Source organism: Sphingomonas sp. Leaf32 (genome assembly GCF_001421765.1).
GTDB lineage: Bacteria > Pseudomonadota > Alphaproteobacteria > Sphingomonadales > Sphingomonadaceae > Sphingomonas.
Genome location: NZ_LMLA01000003.1, coordinates 101,629 through 123,980 on the forward strand (window position 1 = coordinate 101,629; position 22,352 = coordinate 123,980).

Consider the following 22,352-nt stretch of genomic DNA (forward strand, 5'->3'; position numbering starts at 1 on the left):
CTCTTTGCGATTGCGAATTCCGCAGGGTTGGGGAAGATGGCGCATGACCGACACGCCCAACCCCTCGCCTGATGGCAAGCTCGCGCGCCGCACGCTGCTGATCGGCGCGGCCGGCGCGTCGGCGGTGGTGTCGATCCGCCCGGCCCTGGCGCAGACCCAGGCGTCGATCATGACCTGCGAAATCCCGATCCCCGACCGCGCCCGCGCGGGCCAGCTGATCGCGGCGGACGGACAGGTCGTCGCCCCCGGCACGCCCGGCGCGTTCCCCGGTGCCAACCGTCCCTTCACCGGCGAACAGGTCAAGCTGGCGATGAAGGGGCAGAATCTGCCCGGCGCCGATGGCGACACCACCCGCGCGTACCTGAAATATGTCCAGCGGTTGCAGAACGGGACCAGCGGCTTCACCTGCTTCGCCTCGCTCCAGATGCCGCGCGGCTGACGGTAGCGTGCCGGCACGCTATCGCGCGCCGCCGGCTGCTGCCTTGCGGGTCGTGGCGCTCGACCGGCTCAGCGCGATCTATCACCGCGCGTCGGGGCAGACCCATGTAGTCGCCCCGCCGGTGCCCGAGATGCTCGACCTGTTAGCCGATCGGGCGATGACCGCCGACGAACTGCTGGCGGCGCTGGCCGAGCGGTTCGACCTGCCTGACGGCGATGTGGCGGCGCTCACCGCGCGGCTGGACGAACTGGCCGATACCGGGCTGGTCGAGCGGCTATGAGATACGGCACGACGCTGCGCATCGGGCCGGTCGGGTTTCGCATCGGCAGCGACTGGCGTGGTCCGATCGACGGTTTGCGCACCCTGTACCGTGACTATCCGCAGCCCGAGGACGGGATCGTCGATTTCAACGTCCGCCTGTTCGCCGCGCGACCATGGCGGCGGGTCGTGCGGCCATCGGTGATGATCGGCGGCGACTTTACCATCTCGGACGCCGCGCCCCTGCCGTTGGCCCAAGGGCTGCTCGCCGCCGAGATGGGGATGAATCTGCAGATGGCGCTGGCGCAGCGCCGCTACCTGCTGCTCCACGCCTCGGCGGTCGAGCGCGACGGTCGCGCGCTGCTGATGACCGGCGAGTCCGGGGCGGGCAAGTCCACACTGGCCGCACTGCTGATGACGCGCGGCTGGCGGTTGATGGGCGACGAATTCGCGTTGCTCGATCCGGCGAGCGGGCTGATCCATGCCTTTCCCCGGCTCATCAGCCTGAAGAATGCGGCGATCGGGGTTATGGAGCGCGCCGCGCCGGAGGGGCGCTTCGGGCCGTTGCTGCCGGCCACGCCGAAGGGGGATATCCGCCACCTCGTTCCCGATGCCGCCGCGATCGCCGCGATGGACCGGCCCGCCACGCCTGCGCTGCTGCTGTTCCCGACCTTCGGACGGCCAGGCGAGGTGCGCGTGGTCGCGCCGGCCGAAACCTTCGTGCGGCTGACCCAGGCGTCGACCAATTACGTCGCGATGGGTGAGCGCGGCTTCGATGCGCTGACCGGCCTGGTCGGGCGGCTGCCGGTGCGGGCGATCGATTATCCAGACACCGACACCGCGCTGGCGCTGGTCGAGCGCTTGTGGAGCGACCTCGCATGAGCGGCGCGCTGGTCGCTGCGGTGCTGACCGATCCGGCGCGGGCGGAAACGCTGACGGCCGATCAGTGGAACGCATTGATCGCGGCGGCGCGGGCGGAACAGTTGATCGGCAGCGTCGCGACACGGCTGGAAGGACTGCCGGTTCCGCCCGCCGCCGCGCGCATCCTGGCCGATGCGCGCGCGTCGGCCGAACAGGGCCGGGTGGCGGCGCTGTGGGAGGCGGAGGCGGCGCGGCGGGCGCTCGCCTCGCTCAATGTGCCGGTCGTGCTGCTGAAGGGCACCGCCTTCGTCGCCGCCGGGCTGGACGCGGGGCGGGGGCGGGCGATCGGCGACCTCGACATCCTCGTGCCGCGCTACACCCTAGACGCGGTGGAGGCGGCGTTGCTGGCGGCGGGGTGGGAATGGGTGAAGCCCGACCCCTATGACGACGCCTATTATCGCCGCTGGATGCACGAACTGCCGCCGCTGATCCACCGGGAGCGGGACCGGATGATCGACGTCCATCACACCATCCTCCCGCCGACCGCGCGGCCGACGCCCGATGTGGCGGCGCTGATCGCCGATGCGGTGCTGCTGGCGGGCGGGCTGTCGGTGCTGTGCCCGGAGGACATGGTGGTCCATGCCGCTGCGCATCTGTTCGCCGATGGCGACCTGCAGGGTGGCTTGCGCAATTTGTGGGACATCGACCGGCTGGTGCGCGAGTTTGTCGAGCGGGATGCCGGGTTCGTCGCGGCGCTGACCGAGCGGGCGGCGCGGCATCAACTGTCGGACGCGGTGGCGCGGGCGCTCAGGCTGGCGCGGCGGATCTATGGGACGCCGGGCGGTGGGGAGCCGGTGGCGTCGGATGCGTTGTTCGCCCGGCGGCTGCTGGCGCGCGATGGCTGGGGGCGATTGCGGCACAAGGGCACCGAGTTCGGTTTCTATGTCCGCTCGCACTGGCTGCGGATGCCGCCTGCCATGCTGGCGCGGCATCTTTGGACAAAGTTTCGGAAGAAGAAGTAGGGGGTTCGCGCGGAGGCGCGGAGACGCGGAGAGGGTGCGCACCGGGCGGGACCTTCGCGAACGGAAGACGTCATTCCCGCTGCGGCCGAGTGCTGAAGCCGCTGGCGCGGGGGACGTCGCGCCAAGCGCAACCCCTCCGCGTCTCCGCGCGAACCCCTATCTTCTTACCGCCACATCCCCCGCGTATCGTACAGTTGCTTGTCGGCGCGCGCCTCGACCGGCACCGTCTTGAACACGCTATGGTCGACCAGCACGACGAGGATGTCGTTCGACAGCCCTTCGTCGAGCGACACCAGCCGCCCGCCGTCGAGCGACCGGGGGAGGGCGGTGACGAACGGCTCGACCAGATCGATCCGGTCGCCGTAGCGGGCGATCAGTGCCTGGGCGACCTTCACCGCCGGGCTTTCGCGCAGGTCGTCGATGTCGGCCTTGAACGCCAGCCCCAGCAGCGACGCGCGCGCATCCGGCGACGCGTCGAGCATTGCGGCGGCGCGGGTGACGACATGGTCGACCTTGCCGTCGTTCACCTCGCGCGCGGTGCGGATCAGCGGCGTCTGTTCGGGCGCGGCATCGACGATGAACCACGGATCGACCGCGATGCAGTGCCCGCCGACGCCCGGACCCGGCTTCAGGATGTTGACGCGCGGATGGCGGTTGGCCAGCTCGATCACGTCCCAGACATTCAGGTCCATCTTGTCGCACACGATCGACAATTCGTTGGCGAAGGCGATGGCGACGTCGCGGCTGGTATTCTCCACCAGCTTGACCATTTCCGCCGTCCGCGCGGTGGTGACGGTGCAGGCGCCCTCCACGAAGCGGCGATAGAAGCCGCAGGCGGCCTCCGCGCACGCCGGCGTGATCCCGCCGATCGAGCGTTCGTTCGACACGAGTTCGAGGATGATCCGACCGGGCAGCACCCGCTCCGGGCAATAGGCGACGGCGATGTCGGGCGTGTCCGACACGCCGGGCAGGGCGAGGTCGGGGCGCAGCTCCGCCAGCAGGTCGCGAATCTGTTCGGTGGTCCCGACCGGCGAAGTCGATTCGAGGATCACCGTATTGCCCTTGGCCAGCACCGGCGCAATGGCGCGGGTGGCGTTCAGGACATAGCTGAGGTCCGGCACATGGCCCGGCCCGAACGGCGTCGGTACCGCGATGACGAAGATATTGGACGGGGCAGGGGTCGTCGCAGTGGTCAGGCGACCGAGCAGCACGACGTCGCGCACCAGCGTATCGAGATCGGCCTCCTCGATATGGATGTCGCCGCGCGCCACCGTGTCGACGACATGCTGGCTGACGTCGATGCCGATGACCCGCGCGCCCGACCGGGCGACGACGGCGGCGGTCGGCAGGCCGATATAGCCCAGCCCGACGACGCAGACGTCATAGGTGTCGGCGGCGGCGATGCGCTGTTCAAGCATAGAGGGTCTCCACGATGCGGGCGGACGCATGGCCGTCTCCGAAGGGGTTGTGCGCCTTTGCCATCGCGGCATAGGCGGCGGGGTCGTCGAGCAGCGTCGCGACCTCGGCGACGATGCGGTCCTCGTCCGATCCGATCAGCTTCGCGGTGCCGGCCATCACGCCCTCGGGACGCTCGGTCGTCTCGCGCATCACCAGCACCGGCTTGCCCAGACCCGGCGCTTCCTCCTGCACCCCGCCCGAATCGGTCAGGACGAGGTGGCAGAGGTCGAGCAGGCGGACGAAATGCGGATAATCCTGCGGGGCGATCATCGCCACGCGGGGATTGTCGCCGAGAATCGCGTCCATGACGGAGCGCACCTGCGGATTGGGATGGACCGGAAAGATCACGCCAACCTTTTCGCGTTCGGCGATACGGGCGATGGCGCGGGCGATATTCTCCATGCCGCCGCCGAAATTCTCGCGCCGGTGGGTCGTCACCAGCACGATGTGCTTGCCGGCGAAGCGCTCCGCCAGCGCATCGAGTGCCTGTGTCCGCTGCGGCTCGGCGGCGATCCGCTCGCGCGCCATGTGCAGCGCGTCGATCACGGTGTTGCCGGTCACCAGCACGCGCTCGGCCGGTACGTTTTCGGCCAGCAGCGCGTCGGCGGCGGTCTCGGTCGGCGCGAAGTGCAGGTCGGCGATGCTGCCGACGATCTTGCGGTTCACCTCTTCGGGCCAGGGATGATAGATGTCGTGGCTGCGCAGGCCCGCCTCGACATGCGCGACCGGCACCTTGCGGTAATAGGCGGCAAGGGCTGCGACCATCGCGGTGGCGGTGTCGCCCTGCACGATGACGCGATCGGGCTGCTCCGCGTCGAACACCGGTCCCAGCGCGTGGAGCAATCGAGCGGTCAGGCCGTCCAGCGACTGGCCGGCGGTCATGATGTTCAGGTCGATGTCGGGCACGATCCCGGCGAACTCCATCACCTGATCCAGCATCTCGCGGTGCTGCGCGGTGACGACGACGCGGGTGTCGAAGCCGGGGTGGGCGCGGAGCGCATGGATCAGCGGAAACAGCTTGATCGCCTCGGGCCGCGTGCCGAAGACGACCAGTATCCGCTGCACCTGCTTGCCCATCATACGCCCCCGCGACCGGAACTGGCCGCTACCACGCCGGAATTAGCCGCGGGAGCTTAATAATTGGTGGGCGTGCAAATACTCCCCGGCACGGGGAGGGGAACCAGCGAAGCTGGTGGAGGGGGGTGTCCGCGTACGGACCGGTTGCGTTGCGTCGCCATCCCCCTCCACCACCGCTTCGCGGCGGTCCCCCTCCCCGTGCCGGGGAGGAACTCATCCGTGATACCGCTCCGCCACCTTGTCCCGCGACGCGTTCGGCGCGATCTTCGCCTCGGCTGCCTCCAGCGCTTCCCAGTCCGCAACATCGGGCAGCGACGGGATGCAGACCGCCTCGCCCAGCTCCAGCCCGCGCAGCGAGGCGACGACCAGATCGTCCGGCTCCATCACCCGCTCGGGCGGGAAGTCGTCAACGCTCTTGCCCGCGACATGGTGGAAATCGGTCGCGGTGACTCCGGGGATCAGCAGCTGGACGCGGATGTTGCCGTCCTTCGTCTCGGCCTGCATCACGCGGGTATAATAGGCGACATAGGCCTTGGTCGCGCCATAGCCGGCATAGGTCGGCATCTTGGTGAACAGCGTGCCCGACCCGATATTGATGATCGTGCCTTGCCCGTTACGCTTCATGCCGGCCATCGCCGCATCGGCCAGCCGGCTGAACGCCACGACGTTCAAGAGCAGCATGTCGGTCATGTCGTCCCGGTCGCCTTCACCGACCTTGCCGATCGCGGCGAAGCCGGCATTATTGACGAACAGGGCGATCGGCTCGCCCGCCTCCAGCCGTTCCTCGACCACATCGAGATCGTCCGGGTCGGCGAGGTCGGCGGCGATTACCTCGATGTCGATACCGTGTTCGGCGGACAGCTGTTCGGCGAGGTCGCGCAGCCGGTCCTCGCGCCGGGCGACGATGACGAGGTCATGGCCGGTACGCGCCAGGTGATGCGCGAAGCTGAGACCGATACCGGACGAAGCGCCGGTGATGAGGGCGACGGGGCGGGACATGGCAATTCCTTGGCGATAGGGACAGTTCAGGCCGACAAACGCACCAGCGTCGGGATAAGCTCGTCGAAATGATCGATCACCGCATCGGCTCCCAATTCGGCGACCGGCTGCATCAGGAATCCGAACGAGCAGGCGATGTTTGGGATGCCGGCATTCTTCGCGGCGTCGATGTCGAAATGCGAATCACCGACAAACGCCGCGCGCCCGCCGCCGCAGCGTTCGATCATCGCGTCGATCGGCGCGCGGTTCGGCTTCGACTTGCCCGGCCCCAGCGTGTCGCCGCCGATGACGCAGGCGAAGCGGCGGGTGAGGTCGAGTTCGTCCAGCAGCCGCAGCGCCAGCCCTTCCAGCTTGTTGGTGACGATCGCGACCGTCACGCCCATCGCATCAAGTTGATCGAGCGCCACCATCGCCCCTGGAAACGGCCGCGAATGGACCGCGATATGCGCCTCGTAATAATCGAGCAGCAGGCGGTGGAGACGGGTCAGCTCCGCCTCTTCGCAGCCGCCGGTCGCCTGCATCCCCTGGCGCAGCATGTGCTTCGCGCCGCCGCCGATCATCGGGATGACCTGTTCGCGCCTCAGCAGCGGCCGGCCCGCATCGCGCAGCGCATGGTTCACCGCATCGGTCAGGTCGCCGCTGGTGTCGATAAAGGTGCCGTCGAGATCGAAGCCGACGATATCGAATGAAATCTTTGTCATCATCGCCGCATTGGCGCGGGCGATATGGAATTGGCAAGGGTCGTGTGCCACAGACGGCCCCCATGAGCGCACAACCGATCGCCGCCGTGATCCTCGCCGCCGGGCAGGGCACCCGCATGAAGTCCAGCAAGCACAAGGTGCTGCACCCGCTGGCGGGGCAGCCGATGCTGTTCCATCTGCTCGACAGCCTGTCCGCCGCGAACGTCACCCGCCGGGTGGTGATCGTCGGCGCGGTCGGCGAACAGGTGGAAAAGGCGGTCGCCGGGCGCTGCGTGGAGATCGCGTGGCAGCGCGAGCAGCTGGGCACCGCGCACGCCGCGTTGCAGGCGAAGGAAACGCTGGCCGACCATGACGGCATCGTGCTGGTCTGTTTCGGCGATACCCCGCTGCTGTCGGCCGATACCGTCGCCCGGCTGACCGCGCGACTGGACGAAGCGGACGCGCCAGCGGTCGCGGTGCTGGGCTTCCGCCCCGCCGATGCTGCTGCCTATGGCCGGATCATCGCCAACGATGCCGGTAACATCGCCAAGATGGTCGAGTATAAGGACGCCTCGGCGGACGAACGCGCGGTCGACCTGTGCAACAGCGGCGTGACCGCGGTGCGCTCGGCCGATCTGTGGGCGCTGCTGGAGCGGGTCGGCAATGACAATGCCGCCGGCGAATATTACCTGCCGGATATCGTGATGCTCGCCATCGCCGACGGGCGCGGCGCGGTGGTGATCGAGACGGCGGCCGACGAAGTGGCTGGCATCAACAGCCGCGCCGAATTGGCGGCGGTGGAAAGCGCGTGGCAGGGCAAGCGCCGGCAGCAGGCGATGGCCGATGGCGTCACGCTGGTCGCGCCCGAAACCGTGTTCTTCGCGCACGACACACAACTCGGCCGCGATGTGACGATCGAACCGAACGTCGTGTTCGGCCCCGGCGTGACCATCGCCGATAACGTCACGATCCACGCCTTCAGCCATCTGGAGGGCGCGACCGTGGCGACGAAGGCGGATGTCGGCCCCTATGCCCGCCTGCGCCCCGGTGCGGTGCTGGGTGAGGGTAGCCGCGTCGGCAATTTCGTCGAGGTGAAGAACACGACGCTGGGCACAGGGGCGAAGGCCAATCACCTGACCTATCTGGGTGACGCGACCGTCGGTGCGAACGTCAATATCGGCGCGGGCACGATCACCTGCAATTATGACGGCTTCTTCAAATACCGCACCGAGATCGGCGCGGGCGCGTTCATCGGGTCGAACAGCGCTTTGGTCGCACCGGTCAGGATCGGCGAGGGCGCGTTGGTCGCCGCCGGTTCGGTCGTCACCCGCGATGTCGATGCCGACGCGCTGGCGCTGGTCCGGGCGGATCGGGTCGATCAGCCCGGTTGGGCACAGCGTTTCCGCCACAAGCAATCGGCTGCAAAGGCCGCCAGGAAATAAGCAAGCGGGCCTTCCCGCCGGAGAGACGGATATGTGTGGAATTGTTGGCATTATCGGCACCGAAAGCGTGGCCGACCGCTTGCTCGATGGGCTGAAGCGCCTCGAATATCGCGGCTATGACTCGGCGGGCATCGCCACGGTCGAAGGCGGCGCGATCGAGCGTCGCCGCGCGTCGGGCAAGCTCAAGAACCTCGCTGCCGAACTGGGCGAGCATCCGCTGCCCGGCCATATCGGCATCGCCCATACCCGCTGGGCGACGCATGGCGGCCCGACCACCGACAACGCCCACCCGCACGCGACCGATGAAGTCGCCGTCGTCCACAACGGCATCATCGAGAACTTCAAGCCGCTGCGCGAGGAACTGACCGCGCGCGGCCGGGTGTTCACCAGCGAGACCGATACCGAGGTCGTCGCCCATCTGGTCAGCGAACAGGTCGAGGCCGGAAAGTCGCCCACGCAAGCGGTGCAGGCGATCCTGCCGCGCCTACACGGCGCCTTCGCGCTCGCCATCCTGTTCCGCCAGCATGACGACCTGTTGATCGGCGCGCGGCTCGGTTCGCCGCTGGTCGTGGGTTATGGCGAGGGCGAGGTGTATCTCGGCTCTGACGCGCTGGCGCTGGCGCCGCTGACCCAGCGCATCGCCTATCTGGAGGAGGGCGACTGGGTCGTCTGCCGCCGCGACGGCACCGACATCTTCGATCGCGACAATAATCCGGTCGACCGTCCGGTCACGCTGTCGGGCGTCACCGGCGCGCTGATCGACAAGGGCAATCACCGCCACTTCATGCAGAAGGAAATCTACGAGCAGCCGATCGTCGTCGCCCAGACGCTGCGCTCGTACCTGCAACGGTTCGAGGGCAAGGTGACGCTGCCGATCCCCGATTTCGACCTGTCGGGCATCAAGCGGGTGACCATCGTCGCCTGCGGCACCAGCTTCTATGCTGGGATGGTCGCCAAATACTGGTTCGAACAATTCGCAAGGGTGCCGGTCGACCTCGATGTCGCATCCGAGTTCCGCTACCGCGCGCCGGTGATGGAGGAGGGCGGCCTGGCCCTGTTCATCAGCCAGTCGGGCGAAACCGCCGACACGCTCGCCGCCCTGCGCCATGCCAAGGGCGAGGGGCAGACGATCGCCGTCGTCGTCAACGTGCCGACCAGCACCATGGCGCGCGAGGCCGACCTGCTGCTGCCGACCCATGCCGGGCCAGAGATCGGCGTCGCCTCGACCAAGGCGTTCACCTGCCAGCTTGCGGTCCTCGCCGCGCTCGCCGCCAATCTCGCCAAGGCCAAGGGGCGGTTGTCCGAAGCCGAAGAGCGCAGCATCGTCCGCCATCTGGCCGAGGCGCCGGCGTCGATCAACGGCGCGCTGGCTTATGACGAGGCGATCGAATCGATGGCCGGCGTCATCGCGGCGGCGCGTGACGTGCTGTATCTGGGGCGCGGCACCGACTATCCGCTGGCGCTGGAAGGGGCGCTCAAGCTCAAGGAAATCAGCTATATCCATGCCGAGGGCTATGCCGCCGGCGAGATGAAGCACGGGCCGATCGCGCTGATCGACGAACATGTGCCGGTGATCGTCATCGCCCCGTCGGGGCCGCTGTTCGACAAGACTGTCAGCAACATGCAGGAGGTACAGGCGCGCGGCGGCAAGGTCGTGCTGATCTCCGACTATGACGGCATCCAGGCGGCGGGCGAGAACTGCATCGCCACCATCACCATGCCCAAGGTCCACCCGCTGATCGCACCGATCGTCTATGCGGTGCCGGTGCAGCTGCTGGCCTACCATGTCGCGGTGGCGAAGGGGACGGATGTCGACCAGCCGCGCAATCTCGCGAAGTCGGTGACGGTGGAATAGATTCCTCCCCGGTACGGGGAGGGGGACCAGCGAAGCTGGTGGAGGGGGGTGTCCGCATACGGCGCGGTTGCGTTGCGAGGCGATCCCCCTCCGCCACCGCGTTGCGGCGGTCCCCTCCCCGTGCCGGGGAGGTTCATGCGCCTACCCGGTCTGCGCCGGGCCGAGGCTGCGCCGAAACCGCTACCGCAAATTCACCACCACCGGGAAATGATCGGACGGATAGCGGGCCCCGCGATGGTCGGTCGCTACCCGTGCCGATACGGCATGGAACCCGCGCACGAACACATAGTCGATCCGCCGGTCGGGCGTGCCGGTGAAGTCGTGGAAGGTCAGCACCGGTCCCGACCGCTTGCGTGCGTGCTGCCACGCATCGTCGAGTGTCCGGACGAACACGCGATAGGCCGCGCTGTCGGGCTGGGCGTTCATGTCGCCGGTCACCACCACCGGCAGCCGACCGGCGATGCGCCGCATCCGGGCGATCAGCACGTCCGCTGCTCTGGTCCGCGCCACGGCATCGGCGTCACGGTGTGGGAAATGGGTGTCGAACAGCACGAAGCGCCTGCCGTCCGCCTGGGCGAACTCGCCCCAATTGACCATGCGCGGCAGGTCGACGCCCCAACTGGCGCTGCCCACCCGGTCGGGTGTGTCCGACAGCCAGAAATCGCCATGCCGGATCAGCCGCAGCCGGTCGGTGCGATACAGGATGCCCATATGCTCGTCGGCATGGGCGCCCCGCCGGTCACGCCCGAACCAGCGCCAGTGCGGCAGCGCGCGCACGATCGCGTCGCCTTGGCGCTGGTACAGTTCCTGCGTCCCGACCACATCGGGATCGGCGGCGCGGATCGTGTCGATCAGGATCGGTGCCCGCGCTTCCCACCGGTTCGGGCCGTCGTCGGGATTGGGATAGCGCACGTTGAAGGTCATCACCCGCAGGTCGCGGGCGGCGGCGGGCCATGCGGCGATCAGTACCAGCACGGACAGGAGCAGGCGGATCATGCTGCGATCCATTCGACGCCCGCGCCGGCCACGGCATAGGTCGGGTCGATCGCGCGATCGGTCACGATCCGGTCGATATCGGCAAAGGCGGCCACCGCGACGATGCTTGCCCGGTCGAACTTCGACGCATCGACCGCCATCGTCACCCGCCGCGACTGCGCGATCATCTGGCGGCACAACTCGCCCTCGCCGACATGATAGTCGGTGAAGCCGGCGTCGGGCGACACCGACTCGGTCGACACGATCGCCACGCCCGGCCGGAACTGCGCCAGATACGCCCGCGCCGTCGCGTCGAAAAAGGCGCGATACCGCTCGTCCAGCTCGCCCCCGGCCAGATACAGCCGGTTGCCATGGCGCCCGCCCAGTTCCGCCGCGACCCCCAGCGCGTTGGTGACGATCGTCAGGTCGCGCTTCCCTTTCAGCGCCTGCGCGATGTGGAACGCGGTCGAACTGGCGTCGAGGTACAGCGATTCCCCGTCCGCGACCGTCTGCGCCACGGCGGCGGCGATGCGCTGCTTGGCGGCGGCATTGCGGTGCAGCCGTGCCTCGAACGGGCCTTCCTCGACCGACTTGGACAGCCGAGCGCCGCCATGGATGCGCTCGATCAGCCCGTCCGCTTCCAGCAGCCGCAGCTCACGGCGCACCGTCTCGTCCGACACCGCCAGCGTATCGGCCAGCATGTGGATACCCAGCGGCTCTCCCTGTCCGAGCAGGTCGAGGATTTCCTGGCGGCGATCGCGGCGCTTCATCATGGGCGTACGGCATATCGCGCGTGACCGAAGACACAAGCGAAACGTGGTCATATCAACATCAAATCATCAAAAAATCGGTCCAATACGGGGATAATCATCACAAAACGATTATTGCAGTTGTCAACCGTCATAAAATATACATATTATTCACATACCGGCGCGGCAACGGGGAACAACCCCGCAGTCGATCCAAATATCTTCGTGGGGGAATATCCATGTCGTCGATCCCGACGCTGCCGGCACGCCGGCGGCGCATCCATGCTCTCGTCCTGTCCAGCGGCATCGCCGCGCTGACTCTGGGCGCGCTGTTTCCCGCCGCCGCCTTTGCGCAGGATGCGACCGCCGTGCCCGTCGCCGCCGACGACGCGCAGCAGACCGCCAGCGAATCGCTGACCGACGACATTGTGGTCAACGGCCGGCGCCAGCGCACCGCGCTGAACGAGGAACAGCAGGCGATCGCCACGATCGACATCGTGACCACCGGCGACGTCGCGATCCATTCGCAGACCAGCATCGCCGACCTCGCCAAGATGCTGCCCGGCGTCTCGGTCAGCCGCGACCAGGGCCGTAACCAGAGCGCGACCGGCGAAGCGCAGTTCGTGACGATCCGCGGCTTCGATACCAGCTACAACGCATACACCCTCGACGGCCTGCGCCTGCCGCAGACCTCGGGCAACAACCGCGCGATCTCGCTCAACCTCTTCTCGCCGTTCGCGATCGGCGGGATCGTGACCGACAAGACGCCGGGCGCGGCCAAGGATGCCGACAGCATCGCCGGCATCGTCGACCTGCGCACCCCCACCGCGTTCGATTTCGCGCAGAGCTTCACCCGCGCCCGCGTGCTGGGCCAGGTCGCCGGCCTCGCGCTCGACCGCGAACAGGAAGCGTTCGGCGGGGCGATCGGCCTCGACGCCGCGCGTCGCTTCGGCAGCGACAACCAGTTCGGCATCTATGTCGCGGGCTATCTGGAGGAACGCGGCAACGCCGCCGAATCCACCGCTGTCCAGAACGATTACAAGCCGACCCGCGCCAACAGCGGCAATTCGCGCGCCAATCCCAACGCGCTGACCGCCGACGGCGTGCAGTGGAACTTCTACAACAACAAGATCAAGCGCTATGGCGCGACCGGTGCGTTCGACTTCCGCAGCGACGCGCTCGACCTGTTCGCCCGCGTCAACTACGCGACGTACCTCAACACCAACACGATGAACCAGACCGCGCTGCGCAACGAACTGACGCGCGGCCAGACGAACCCCAATGGCGGGGCGTACAACGCGGCGGGCGTCTACACCCCGCTCGGCATCAACCCGGCGAGCTATTTCCGTACCGAGGATATCGAACAGGAACTGTTCTCGGCGCAGCTCGGCGCGAAGGCGCACTGGAACGGCTTCACCGCCGCGCTGCAGGGCGCCTATGCCGATGGTCGCTTCGACCAGCCGACCCGGATCGAGGCAGCGTATCGCGGCATCGCGTATAACGGCACCACGACCAACACCGGTGCCGCGACCGAGGGCGTGAACGTCGACCTGTCGAACCCGAAGTCGCCGCGCCCGGTCCTGTCGAACGGTGCGATCGCCTATGTCTCGTCGCTCGACCGGCCGACCCAGCTCTATGTCCAGCGCGGCTATGACTATCTGTCGGAAACCAAGAAGACGCTGAAGGGCAGCATCGGCTGGGACAGCGAAAGCTTCCTGTCGGTCGAGGTCGGCGGACTGTACGAGGATGCCGACCGGTCGGGCCGTAGCCTGGCGCCCGACAATACCCGCTACCGCTTCCTGACGCCGCTGCAGAACGGCACGGTGCAGGGGCCGTCGATCAACCAGTATCTGGGCTATGTCCTCAAGGACTTCCTCGATTACTATCCCGCCCGCCCGATCAAGGTGCTGTCGCGCGCGCAGCTCGACGCGCAGGTCCGCGATTTCGTGCCGCTGATTCCGGTGTCGCAGGCGACGCTGAACCAGGGCCTGTCGAGCGGCAACGAAACCCGCAAGGCACTGTACGGCACCGCGACGATCAAGCTGGGCACGCTCGAAGTGATGCCGGGTATCCGCTACGAGGATAACGGCTTCCGCGCACGCTTCTATCTGAGCGACGTGAACGGTGCCCGTTTCATCAACGCCGGGCGCGATTACGACCATGTCGACCCCAGCCTGCTGGCGGCATGGAAGCCCAACGGCAACCTGACCGTGCGCGGCGCGGTGCGCTCCAGCTATGCGCGTCCCGCCTTCGACCTGCTCGCCGGTCCGACCCGGATCAGCGAACCGGCCAGCGACGGCACCGTCACCATCACCCAGCCGAACCCGGACCTGAAGCCGGTGCAGGCATGGAGCTATGACGCAGGCGTCGATTACCAGATGGGCGTCGGCCGCTATGTGCAGCTCGCCGCCTATTACAAGGACATGAGCAACTTCATCGTCAGCACCGCATCGCGCAGCGGCAGCGAGACGGTCGGCAGGACGACCTTCATCCGTCCGATCAACGGCGGCGGCGGTACGGCGAAGGGGGTCGAGGCATCGGGCCGCTTCACCGTCGGCGACATGGTCGACAGCAGCTTCCTCGGCAATTTCGGCGTGGGCGGCAACGTCACCTACCAGAAGACCGAGGCGACCTACATCATCCCGGTAAACGGCGTGCGCACCACCCGCACCAGCACGCTGCCCCAGGCCCCGGACCTGATCTACAATGCCGAGGTCTTCTATGCCGGCGGCGGGTTCCGTTCGAACCTGTGGTACAACTATACCGGCAAGTTCCTGGCCGCGGTGCAGGACAGCCAGCCCGACATCTATGTCCAGCCGGTCGGCGAACTGAACTTCGGTGCGGCATATGAAGTCACCGACAACCTCGAAATCGGCGTGTCGGCCCGCAACCTGCTCGACCAGCACACCTATTGGGCGACGGTCGGCAAGAGCGAGAAGTATATCTCGAACGATCGCAACGGCGGCTATCTCAAGACCGGTCGCGTGTTCCAGTTCAGCCTGACGATGAAGATGTAAGCGCAGGGCGGGGTGGTGACCGAGGTCGCCGCCCCGCCTCCCGATATTCGACGCGAACGTCATGATCGCGCGTAGACTTGTATCGTACCCCGGCGGAGGCCGGGGTCCAGTTGGGGAAGGTCCGTAACTGGACGAAAAGCCTTCCCGACTGGACCCCGGTCTTTGCCGGGGTACGACCATGTTTCCGAACGCTCCACTCGAAGGACGACCGACCATGCGCCTGACCCTGCTCCTTGCCGCCACGCTGCTGACCCCGCTGCCCGCCGCCGCGCAGGACCGGGTGGAGCGGGTCGTGATGCTGATGCGGCACGGCGTCCGCGCACCGATCACGGGGGAGGCGCCGCTCGACACCAAGGTCGACGGCCAGTGGCCGGCATGGCCGGTAGCCCCCGAAGTTCTCACCCCGCACGGCGCGAAGGCGATCGCGAACCTTGCTCGCCACGACCGCCGCTGGATCGGCACCACCGGTTGCCCCGCGCCGGGCAGCGTCCGCATCCACACCAACACGCCCGAACGCACCATCGCCACCGGCCGCGCCTATGCCGATGCGCTGGCGCCGGGTTGCAGCATCCCCGTCGATCACAATCCGGCGGGCAAGACCGATCCGTTGTTCGAACCGCTGCGCGCCGGCGCGACCGCGTTCGACGCGGACCGGGCGGTGGCGGCGATCACCGCCTATACCGGCGGCGTCGACGCGCTGACCGCGCGCCATGCCGCCACGATCCGCGAGCTCGACCGGGTGCTGGGCTGCGGCCTGCCCTCGGGGTGTTCGACACCGGGACCGGCGACGCTGAAACCCTCGGCCGACGGACGCGGGGTCGAGTTCACCGGTCCGATCCGCTCGACCTCCGGCACCGCGCAGGTGATCCTGCTGCAATATGCCGAAGGGATGCCGATGGCCGATGTCGGCTTCGGCCGCGCCGATGCGGCGACGATCCGCCGGCTGGGCGCGCTCCACGCCGCGCTGTTCGACGTGTTCACCCGCTCGCCCTATATGGCCGCGCATCAGGCGGGACCGGTCGGCGACCATATGCTGCGCACCCTGACCGCGCCCACCGGTCCGAGTCTGGAGGTGCTGGTCGGGCACGACACCAACGTCACCGCGCTGGCCGCCGCGCTGGGCGTCGACCTCGTCGCACCCGGTTTCGCGCTGAACGACGCGGCACCGGGGGGCGCGCTAGTGCTGACCCGCAGGCGGGACGCGCGCGGACCCTATGTCACGCTGTCCTACCGCGTGCAGCCGCTGGACGCGATCCGTACCGGAGCGGCGACCGTCGTCGATCGTCCGATCGGGATCCCCGGCTGTGCGAAGCGTTGCCCGCTGGACCGGTTCGACAAATTGTTGCGCGCGAAACTCGCCCCCGTCGTTACGGGGTGATAGCCTCGGCATCATGCCGATCTACGCCCTTGCCGATGCCGTCCCCGATCTCGCCCCCGACAGTTGGGTCGCGCCGTCCGCCGACCTGATCGGCGCGGTTCGGCTGGGGGCGGGGGCCAGCGTCTGGTTCGGGGCGGTGGTCCGCGCCGACAATGGCGCGATCGTGATCGGCGCGCGTAGCAACGTACAGGACGGCGCGGTCCTGCACAGCGATCCGGGCGCGCCGCTGACGCTGGGCGATGATTGCACCATCGGTCACCGCGCGGTGCTGCATGGCTGCACCATCGGCGACCGGGTGCTGATCGGCATGGGCGCGACGGTGCTGAACCACGCGGTGATCGCCGAGGATTGCGTGGTCGGCGCCAGCGCGCTGGTGACCGAGGGCAAGATTTTTCCGCCCAGGAGCCTGATCGTCGGCGCGCCGGCACGGGCGGTCAGGACGCTAAGCGACGAACAGCTCGCCGGGCTAAGGATGTCGGCGGCGGTGTATGTCGAGAAGGCGAAGCGGTATCGTGTCGACTTGCGGCCGCTCGCATGACCGCACCACTCTCCCCGGGCACGGTCCACGACGTCCCCGACGATCTGGCAACCGCGCTCACCGCCGACGGGGTACTGGCCCCGCTCTGGGAAAGGCTCACTCCGCTCGGTCGCAACGAGTTCCTGTGCTGGATCGAGGACGCGAAGCAGGCGACGACCCGTCAGCGCCGCATCCGCCGGACCGTCGAGGAACTGGTCGAAGGCAAGAAGCGCCCCTGCTGTTGGCCGGGCTGCATCCACCGTCCCGACAAGCCGCCCGGTCGCTGGCAACAGGCGGTGCTGATCGACCGCAAGGCTGGACGCTGATTCATCCCGCTTGCCCCAAGCGTCATCCCAGCGAAGGCTGGGATCTCCCGGTTATGGCGCGGGACAGGAGCCGCAGGAGGCCCCAGCCTTCGCTGGGGCGACGTTGCTCGCCGATATATCGCCCTACAGCGTAACCCCCGACTTCCAGATCCCGATCGCCCGCTCCTCGTTCACCTCATTCCGCGCAGGCTCCCCCGACGCCACCGCCACGATCCGCGCCAGCAGCGCATCCGCGGCCGCTTCCTGCCCGTCGTCGAGCGCGACGCTGGCGTCGAAGTCGATCCACCCGCCCTTGCGCGTCGCGAGGTCGCGGTTGGTGGCGATCTTCATCGTCGGCACCGGTGATCCCAGCGGCGTGCCGCGACCGGTCGAAAACAGCGTCAGCGTCGCCCCCGCCGCCGCCAGCGCGGTGGTCGACACCGCGTCGTTGCCGGGGCCATCGACCACCGAGAGCCCGGCGGTCCGCACCGGTTCGCCATAGTCGAGCACGTCGGTCACGATCGCGACGCCACCCTTCTGCACCGCGCCCAGCGATTTTTCCTCCAGCGTGGTAATCCCGCCCGCGATATTCCCGGGGCTGGGATTCTCCGACACCGGCTCGCCATGGTCGAGGAAATAGCGTTTGAAGCGGTTGGTCACCTCGACCAGCCGGTCGAACACCGCTTCGTCGGTACAGCGCGCCATCAGCAACCGTTCCGCGCCGAAGATTTCGGGGATTTCGGTCATCAGCACCGTGCCGCCCGCCGCCGTCACCCGGTCGGTCATCCGCCCGATCAGCGGATTGGCGGTCAGGCCCGACATCGAATCCGACCCGCCGCACTTCACGCCCAGCCGTAGCGCCGCCAGCGGCACGGCCTGACGCTTTGCCTCCGCCGCTTCGGCAAGCTCATCGACCGCCGCCATCGCCTCGGCAAATTCGTCGGCGCTGGCCTGCGCCCGCACCGTTCGCACGCGGGCGAGGACGTCCGCCGGCAACCGCACCAGCATCGCGTCCAGCTGGTTCGATTCGCAGCCGAGGCCCAACAGCACGACCCCGCCCGCATTGGGATTGCGCGCCAGCGCCGCGAGGATCGCCCCCGTGCGGTTCAGGTCGTCACCCAGCTGCGAACAGCCGAACGGGTGGTTGAACGCATGGACCCCGTCGACCCGCCCGGCATGGCGCGGGGCCGCCTGTGCGGCGATCCGTTCGCCCAGCCGCCCGACGCAGCCGACCGTCGGCAGCACCCAGATTTCGTTGCGCGTCGCCACGCTGCCATCGGCACGGACATAGCCGGCAAAGCCCGGTTTCGCGCGGAATGCGGGTGCCGTGGGCAGGGCGGGAGCGTAGCGATAGGCGTCCTCGCCCGACAGTCCGGTCCGAACATTATGGACATGGACATGCGCGCCCGCCGCGATGTCCGCCGTCGCGACCCCGAACGCCGCGCGGTAGCGCCGCACCGGCGTACCCTGCGCCACGGCCCGTACCGCGATCTTGTGCCCCTTCGGCACGTCGCTTTGCGCCACCACCGTCTCGCCGTCGAAGCGTACTACACCCCCCGTCTCGACGGGATCGAGCAGCAGGGCGACGTCGTCGTCGCGATCGACCCGGACGGCGCGGGCGGGAATCTGGTCAGCCATTCCTGTCAAATAGACCGTTGCCAGCGCTGGCACAATGTCGCATCGGTGGCGCCAAGGAGACTGTGATGCCCGCGCTGCTGCTCAATCCCGACCGCCTGTTGCCCGTAGATCCGACCACGCGCGGCATCGCCCGCAGCCTCTATGCCGCCGTCCGCGACTTGCCGATCATCAGCCCGCACGGTCATACCGACCCTTCATGGTTCGCGACCGACCGTCCCTGGACCAACGCGACCGAGCTGTTGCTGTCGCCCGACCATTATCTGTTCCGCATGTTGTACAGCCAGGGGATCGCGCTCGACGATCTGGCGGTGCCGCGTCGCGACGGGACGGTCGCCGCCGACCCGCGCAAGGCGTGGGGGATGTTCGCGGCGAACCAGCATCTGTTCCGCGGCACCCCGTCGCGGCTGTGGCTCGACCATGTGTTCGGCGCGGTGTTCGGGTTCGAGGAGGCGCTGACCGCCGCCAATGCCGATGACTATTACGACCGGATCGGCGAATTGCTCGCGACCGATGCCTATCGCCCCCGCGCGCTGTTCGACCGGTTCGGGATCGAACTGCTGGCGACGACCGAGGGCGCGGACGATCCGCTCGACCATCACCGCGCGATCCGGGCGAGCGGCTGGGGCGGGCGCGTCGTCACCGCCTATCGCCCCGACGCGGTGATCGATTGCGAGCACGAAGCCTTCCACCCGGCGCTCGCCAAATTCGCCGAACTGACCGGTGAGGACGTCCATGACTGGAGCGGCTATCTGCGCGCTCACGCCAGGCGACGGCAGGACTTCATCGCGGCGGGCGCGACCTCGACCGACCATGGCCACCCGACCGCCCGCACCGCCAACCTGTCGCGGGTCGAAGCCGAGGCGCTGTTCGCCAAGGTCATCGCCGGCACGGCCGACGCGACCGATGCCGAGCTGTTCCGCGCGCAGATGCTGACCGAGATGGCGCGGATGTCGATCGAGGACGGGCTGGTGATGCAGATTCATCCCGGCTCGTTCCGCAACCATAATCGCGGGCTGTTCGACGCCTATGGCCGCGACAAGGGTGCCGATATCCCGACCCGTACCGATTATGTCGCGGCCCTGAAGCCGATGCTTGATGTCGTCGGCACCGCGACCGACCTGACGACCATCCTCTTCACGCTCGACGAATCGACCTATGCCCGCGAACTGGCGCCGCTGGCCGGCCATTATCCGTGCCTGAAACTGGGGCCGGCATGGTGGTTCCACGACAGTCCGGAGGGGATGCGCCGCTTCCGCGAGGCGACGACCGAGACGGCGGGCTTCTACAACACCGTCGGTTTCAACGACGACACCCGCGCCTTCCTGTCGATCCCGGCGCGCCACGACGTCGCCCGCCGCGTCGATTGCGCCTTCCTCGCCCGGCTGGTCGCCGAACATCGGTTGGAGGAGGAGGAGGCGCACATCGTCGCCCACGACCTGACCTATGGCCTCGTCAAGCGGGCGTACAAGCTGTGAGGCTGTCCGATGCCACGCTCGCCGACCTGCCCGCCACCGTCGCCCGTCCCGACTATGACCGGACCGCGCTGACGCCCGGCATCGTCCATATCGGCCCCGGCGCGTTCCACCGCGCGCATCAGGCCGCCTATGTCGACGGCATCCTCGGCACCGATCCGCGCTTCGCGATCAGCGCGGTCGCGCTCAACTCGACCGGCGTCGCCGATGCGCTGCGGCCGCAGGACGGTCTCTACACGCTGGCGTTGCTGGGGGCGGAGACGCGGCACCGCGTCATTGGGTCGATCGTCGAGCTGCTGACTGCCAGCCGCCGCGATGCGATCCTGTCGCGCATTGCCGCGCCGACCACGCGGATCGTGTCCACGACCGTGACCGAAAAGGGCTATCATCTCGACGCCACCGGGGCGCTCGACATGGAGCATCCCGCGATCGTCCGCGAACTGACCGGAGCCGAGCCGTCGACGCTGTCGGGCTGGCTGGTGGCCGGTCTCGCCGCGCGCCGGGCGGCGGGCGGGGGCGCGATCACGCTCATGTCCTGCGATAATCTGGCCGACAATGGTCAGCGCTTCCGCCGCTCGATCCGCGACCTCGCCGCCGCGCGCGATCCCGATCTGGCGGCATGGATCGACGATCACGTCCGCTTCCCGTCGACCATGGTCGATTCGATCACCCCCGCGACCGACGATGCGCTGCGGGCATCGGTCCGCGCCGCCACCGGTCTCGAAGACGCATGGCCGATCCAGCGCGAAGCCTTTACGCAGTGGGTGATCGAGGACGACTTCGCCGGCGACCGTCCGCCCTTCGACCTCGCCGGCGCGCAGTTCACCCGCGACGTGCGCGGGTTCGAGAATGCGAAGCTCCGCCTGCTCAACGGCGCGCATTCGACGCTGGCCTATATCGGGTTGCTGATGGGACTGGCGACGGTGCGCGACGCGATGGCTTGTGCCCCGCTCGCCGCCTTCGCCGAACGGTTGATGCGCGACGACATCGCGCCGTCGATCGTGCCACCCGCCGAAATGGACCTGTCGGCCTATATCGCCGACGTGCTCGCGCGCTTCGCCAACCCTGCCATCGCGCACCAGCTGGCGCAGATCGCGTGGGACGGTTCGCAGAAGCTGCCCTATCGCCTGTGCGACACGATCCGCGACGCGCGCGCGGGCGGACGTCCGGTCGACCGGCTGGCGGTACCGATCGCGGCATGGTTCCGCTTCCTCGAACTGCGTAAAGGTAGCGGCGAAGCGCTGATCGACCCGCGCGCCGACGCGCTGCTGTCGCGGGCAGGGGATGTGGGCGCGCTGCTGGCGATGCGCGACGTGTTCGGCGATCTGGGGCAGGACGCGGTGTTCGTCGCTGCGGTGGAGCGGGCCTATGCGGCATTGGCGCCGGGCGAGGATTTGGCTGCGGCGTTGCAGTAAGGAAGAGGGGTTGGCGCGGAGACGCGGAGGGGTTGCGCCTCGGGCGAACACCTCCGCGATCGGGAGACGGAATCCGACGTTGCAACCGGTAGGGAGGCCGCTGGCGCGGGGTGACGTTGCCCGGGAAGCACCCCCTCCGCGTTTCCGCGCCTCCGCGTGAAAATCTCTTCCGCTAACCCGATCGCGTCACACCAGCACCGCCCCCTCATGCGCCAGCAGCCACTGCTTGCGCGCCAGCCCGCCGGCATAGCCGGTCAGCAGACCCGACCGGCCGATGATCCGGTGGCACGGCACGACGATGGCGATCGGGTTCGATCCGTTTGCCATGCCCACTGCCCGCATCGCGCTCGGCCGGTCGATCGCGGCAGCGATGTCGGCATAGGCGACCGTCCGCCCCGCCGGCACGTCGCGCAGCGCGGCCCACACCGCGCGCTGGAAACCGGTGCCGCCGGTCGCGGTCGGCAGCGTGTCGATCGCCGACAGGTCACCCGCGAAATAGGCCGCCAGCGCCTGCATCGCCCCGCTTCCGCCGGGGGCAGGCTCGATCCGCCACCCATGCGGATAATGCAGTCGCAACAGCCGCTCCATCCGGTCGTGATGGTCCTCGAACTCCAGCGCGCGCAGCACGCCCGCCGCGTCGGTCAGGATCGTGATCGCGCCAAGCGGACCGGGCAAGGTTTCGGAAAGGAGCAACTGGATCATGGCCGCAACCTGCCGCCGGCCGGGCAAGGCCGCCAGCGGAAATCGGACATCGCGCCACGGCCATGTCCGATTTCCGCTGGTCGCCCGCCGTCG

General features: G+C 68.2%; 20 protein-coding genes. 12 read left to right on the forward strand and 8 right to left on the reverse strand.

What is annotated here, in order from left to right:
• Positions 1-43 precede the first annotated feature (43 nt).
• Genes ASE83_RS06570 through ASE83_RS06585 form a run of 4 tightly spaced genes read left to right on the forward strand, consistent with a single transcriptional unit; the run spans position 44 to position 2,580 of the window.
• Positions 44-439, forward strand: a complete 396-nt coding sequence (locus ASE83_RS06570) for a hypothetical protein (protein ID WP_055786264.1) — start codon at positions 44-46, stop codon at positions 437-439.
• Positions 440-446: 7 nt separating this feature from the next.
• Positions 447-719, forward strand: a complete 273-nt coding sequence (locus tag ASE83_RS06575) for an HPr-rel-A system PqqD family peptide chaperone (protein WP_235513112.1) — start codon at positions 447-449, stop codon at positions 717-719.
• Positions 716-1,579 carry an HprK-related kinase A gene (locus tag ASE83_RS06580; protein WP_055786261.1) on the forward strand — a complete coding sequence of 288 codons (864 nt, stop codon included), beginning with the start codon at positions 716-718 and terminating at the stop codon, positions 1,577-1,579. Before ASE83_RS06575 ends, ASE83_RS06580 begins: the two co-directional genes overlap by 4 nt.
• Positions 1,576-2,580: a nucleotidyltransferase domain-containing protein gene (locus ASE83_RS06585; RefSeq protein ID WP_055786256.1), complete on the forward strand. Its 1,005-nt coding sequence runs from the start codon at positions 1,576-1,578 to the stop codon at positions 2,578-2,580. The genes ASE83_RS06580 and ASE83_RS06585 overlap by 4 nt, the downstream gene beginning before the upstream one ends.
• A gap of 164 nt (positions 2,581-2,744) precedes the next feature.
• On the opposite strand, the gene wecC is transcribed toward ASE83_RS06585, so the two are convergent.
• The 4 genes from wecC to ASE83_RS06605 form a co-directional block, all read right to left on the reverse strand.
• Complete coding sequence (gene wecC / locus ASE83_RS06590; protein ID WP_082443165.1) at positions 2,745-3,998, reverse strand: UDP-N-acetyl-D-mannosamine dehydrogenase; 1,254 nt, start codon at positions 3,996-3,998, stop codon at positions 2,745-2,747.
• Entirely contained in the window at positions 3,991-5,118 is a 1,128-nt protein-coding gene (gene wecB / locus ASE83_RS06595) for a non-hydrolyzing UDP-N-acetylglucosamine 2-epimerase (protein WP_443024310.1), read from the reverse strand. Before wecB ends, wecC begins: the two co-directional genes overlap by 8 nt.
• Before the next feature lie 210 nt (positions 5,119-5,328).
• On the reverse strand, positions 5,329-6,114 hold the full coding sequence (locus ASE83_RS06600; protein WP_055786253.1) for an SDR family NAD(P)-dependent oxidoreductase: 786 nt from the start codon (positions 6,112-6,114) through the stop codon (positions 5,329-5,331).
• A gap of 26 nt (positions 6,115-6,140) precedes the next feature.
• Positions 6,141-6,815: an HAD-IA family hydrolase gene (locus tag ASE83_RS06605; protein ID WP_055787624.1), complete on the reverse strand. Its 675-nt coding sequence runs from the start codon at positions 6,813-6,815 to the stop codon at positions 6,141-6,143.
• Positions 6,816-6,877: 62 nt separating this feature from the next.
• On the opposite strand from ASE83_RS06605, the gene glmU reads away from it, so the two are divergent.
• Positions 6,878-8,236 carry a bifunctional UDP-N-acetylglucosamine diphosphorylase/glucosamine-1-phosphate N-acetyltransferase GlmU gene (gene glmU, locus ASE83_RS06610; protein WP_055786250.1) on the forward strand — a complete coding sequence of 453 codons (1,359 nt, stop codon included), beginning with the start codon at positions 6,878-6,880 and terminating at the stop codon, positions 8,234-8,236.
• 31 nt (positions 8,237-8,267) lie between these two features.
• Positions 8,268-10,091, forward strand: a complete 1,824-nt coding sequence (gene glmS, locus ASE83_RS06615) for a glutamine--fructose-6-phosphate transaminase (isomerizing) (protein WP_055786248.1) — start codon at positions 8,268-8,270, stop codon at positions 10,089-10,091.
• A 180-nt stretch (positions 10,092-10,271) separates the two neighbouring features.
• On the opposite strand, the gene ASE83_RS06620 is transcribed toward glmS, so the two are convergent.
• The gene (locus tag ASE83_RS06620) at positions 10,272-11,087 is read right to left on the reverse strand and encodes an endonuclease/exonuclease/phosphatase family protein (RefSeq protein ID WP_055787621.1); all 816 of its coding nucleotides are present in this window, start codon (positions 11,085-11,087) and stop codon (positions 10,272-10,274) included.
• Entirely contained in the window at positions 11,084-11,839 is a 756-nt protein-coding gene (locus ASE83_RS06625) for a DeoR/GlpR family DNA-binding transcription regulator (RefSeq protein WP_055786244.1), read from the reverse strand. The genes ASE83_RS06620 and ASE83_RS06625 overlap by 4 nt, the downstream gene beginning before the upstream one ends.
• A 215-nt stretch (positions 11,840-12,054) precedes the next feature.
• Between ASE83_RS06625 and ASE83_RS06630 the strand changes: the two genes are divergently transcribed.
• The 4 genes from ASE83_RS06630 (at position 12,055) to ASE83_RS06645 (ending at position 17,053) form a co-directional block, all read left to right on the forward strand.
• Positions 12,055-14,832 (forward strand): TonB-dependent receptor, encoded by a 2,778-nt coding sequence (locus tag ASE83_RS06630; protein ID WP_055786241.1) that lies wholly within the window; start codon positions 12,055-12,057, stop codon positions 14,830-14,832.
• Between the two features lie 214 nt (positions 14,833-15,046).
• The gene (locus ASE83_RS06635) at positions 15,047-16,210 is read left to right on the forward strand and encodes a histidine-type phosphatase (protein WP_055786238.1); all 1,164 of its coding nucleotides are present in this window, start codon (positions 15,047-15,049) and stop codon (positions 16,208-16,210) included.
• Between the two features lie 13 nt (positions 16,211-16,223).
• Positions 16,224-16,748 (forward strand): gamma carbonic anhydrase family protein, encoded by a 525-nt coding sequence (locus ASE83_RS06640; RefSeq protein ID WP_055786235.1) that lies wholly within the window; start codon positions 16,224-16,226, stop codon positions 16,746-16,748.
• Complete coding sequence (locus ASE83_RS06645) at positions 16,745-17,053, forward strand: YdeI/OmpD-associated family protein (RefSeq protein ID WP_055786232.1); 309 nt, start codon at positions 16,745-16,747, stop codon at positions 17,051-17,053. The genes ASE83_RS06640 and ASE83_RS06645 overlap by 4 nt, the downstream gene beginning before the upstream one ends.
• A gap of 123 nt (positions 17,054-17,176) precedes the next feature.
• On the opposite strand, the gene ASE83_RS06650 is transcribed toward ASE83_RS06645, so the two are convergent.
• Positions 17,177-18,670, reverse strand: coding sequence for a UxaA family hydrolase (locus tag ASE83_RS06650; protein ID WP_055786229.1), 1,494 nt, complete (start codon positions 18,668-18,670; stop codon positions 17,177-17,179).
• A 65-nt stretch (positions 18,671-18,735) separates the two neighbouring features.
• Between ASE83_RS06650 and uxaC the strand changes: the two genes are divergently transcribed.
• Positions 18,736-20,145 carry a glucuronate isomerase gene (uxaC, locus tag ASE83_RS06655; RefSeq protein ID WP_055786226.1) on the forward strand — a complete coding sequence of 470 codons (1,410 nt, stop codon included), beginning with the start codon at positions 18,736-18,738 and terminating at the stop codon, positions 20,143-20,145.
• The gene (locus ASE83_RS06660) at positions 20,142-21,557 is read left to right on the forward strand and encodes a mannitol dehydrogenase family protein (RefSeq protein ID WP_055786223.1); all 1,416 of its coding nucleotides are present in this window, start codon (positions 20,142-20,144) and stop codon (positions 21,555-21,557) included. Before uxaC ends, ASE83_RS06660 begins: the two co-directional genes overlap by 4 nt.
• Before the next feature lie 186 nt (positions 21,558-21,743).
• Here the strand turns inward: ASE83_RS06660 and ogt are convergent, their stop codons facing one another.
• Positions 21,744-22,259, reverse strand: a complete 516-nt coding sequence (ogt, locus tag ASE83_RS06665) for a methylated-DNA--[protein]-cysteine S-methyltransferase (protein WP_055787618.1) — start codon at positions 22,257-22,259, stop codon at positions 21,744-21,746.
• Positions 22,260-22,352 lie beyond the last annotated feature (93 nt).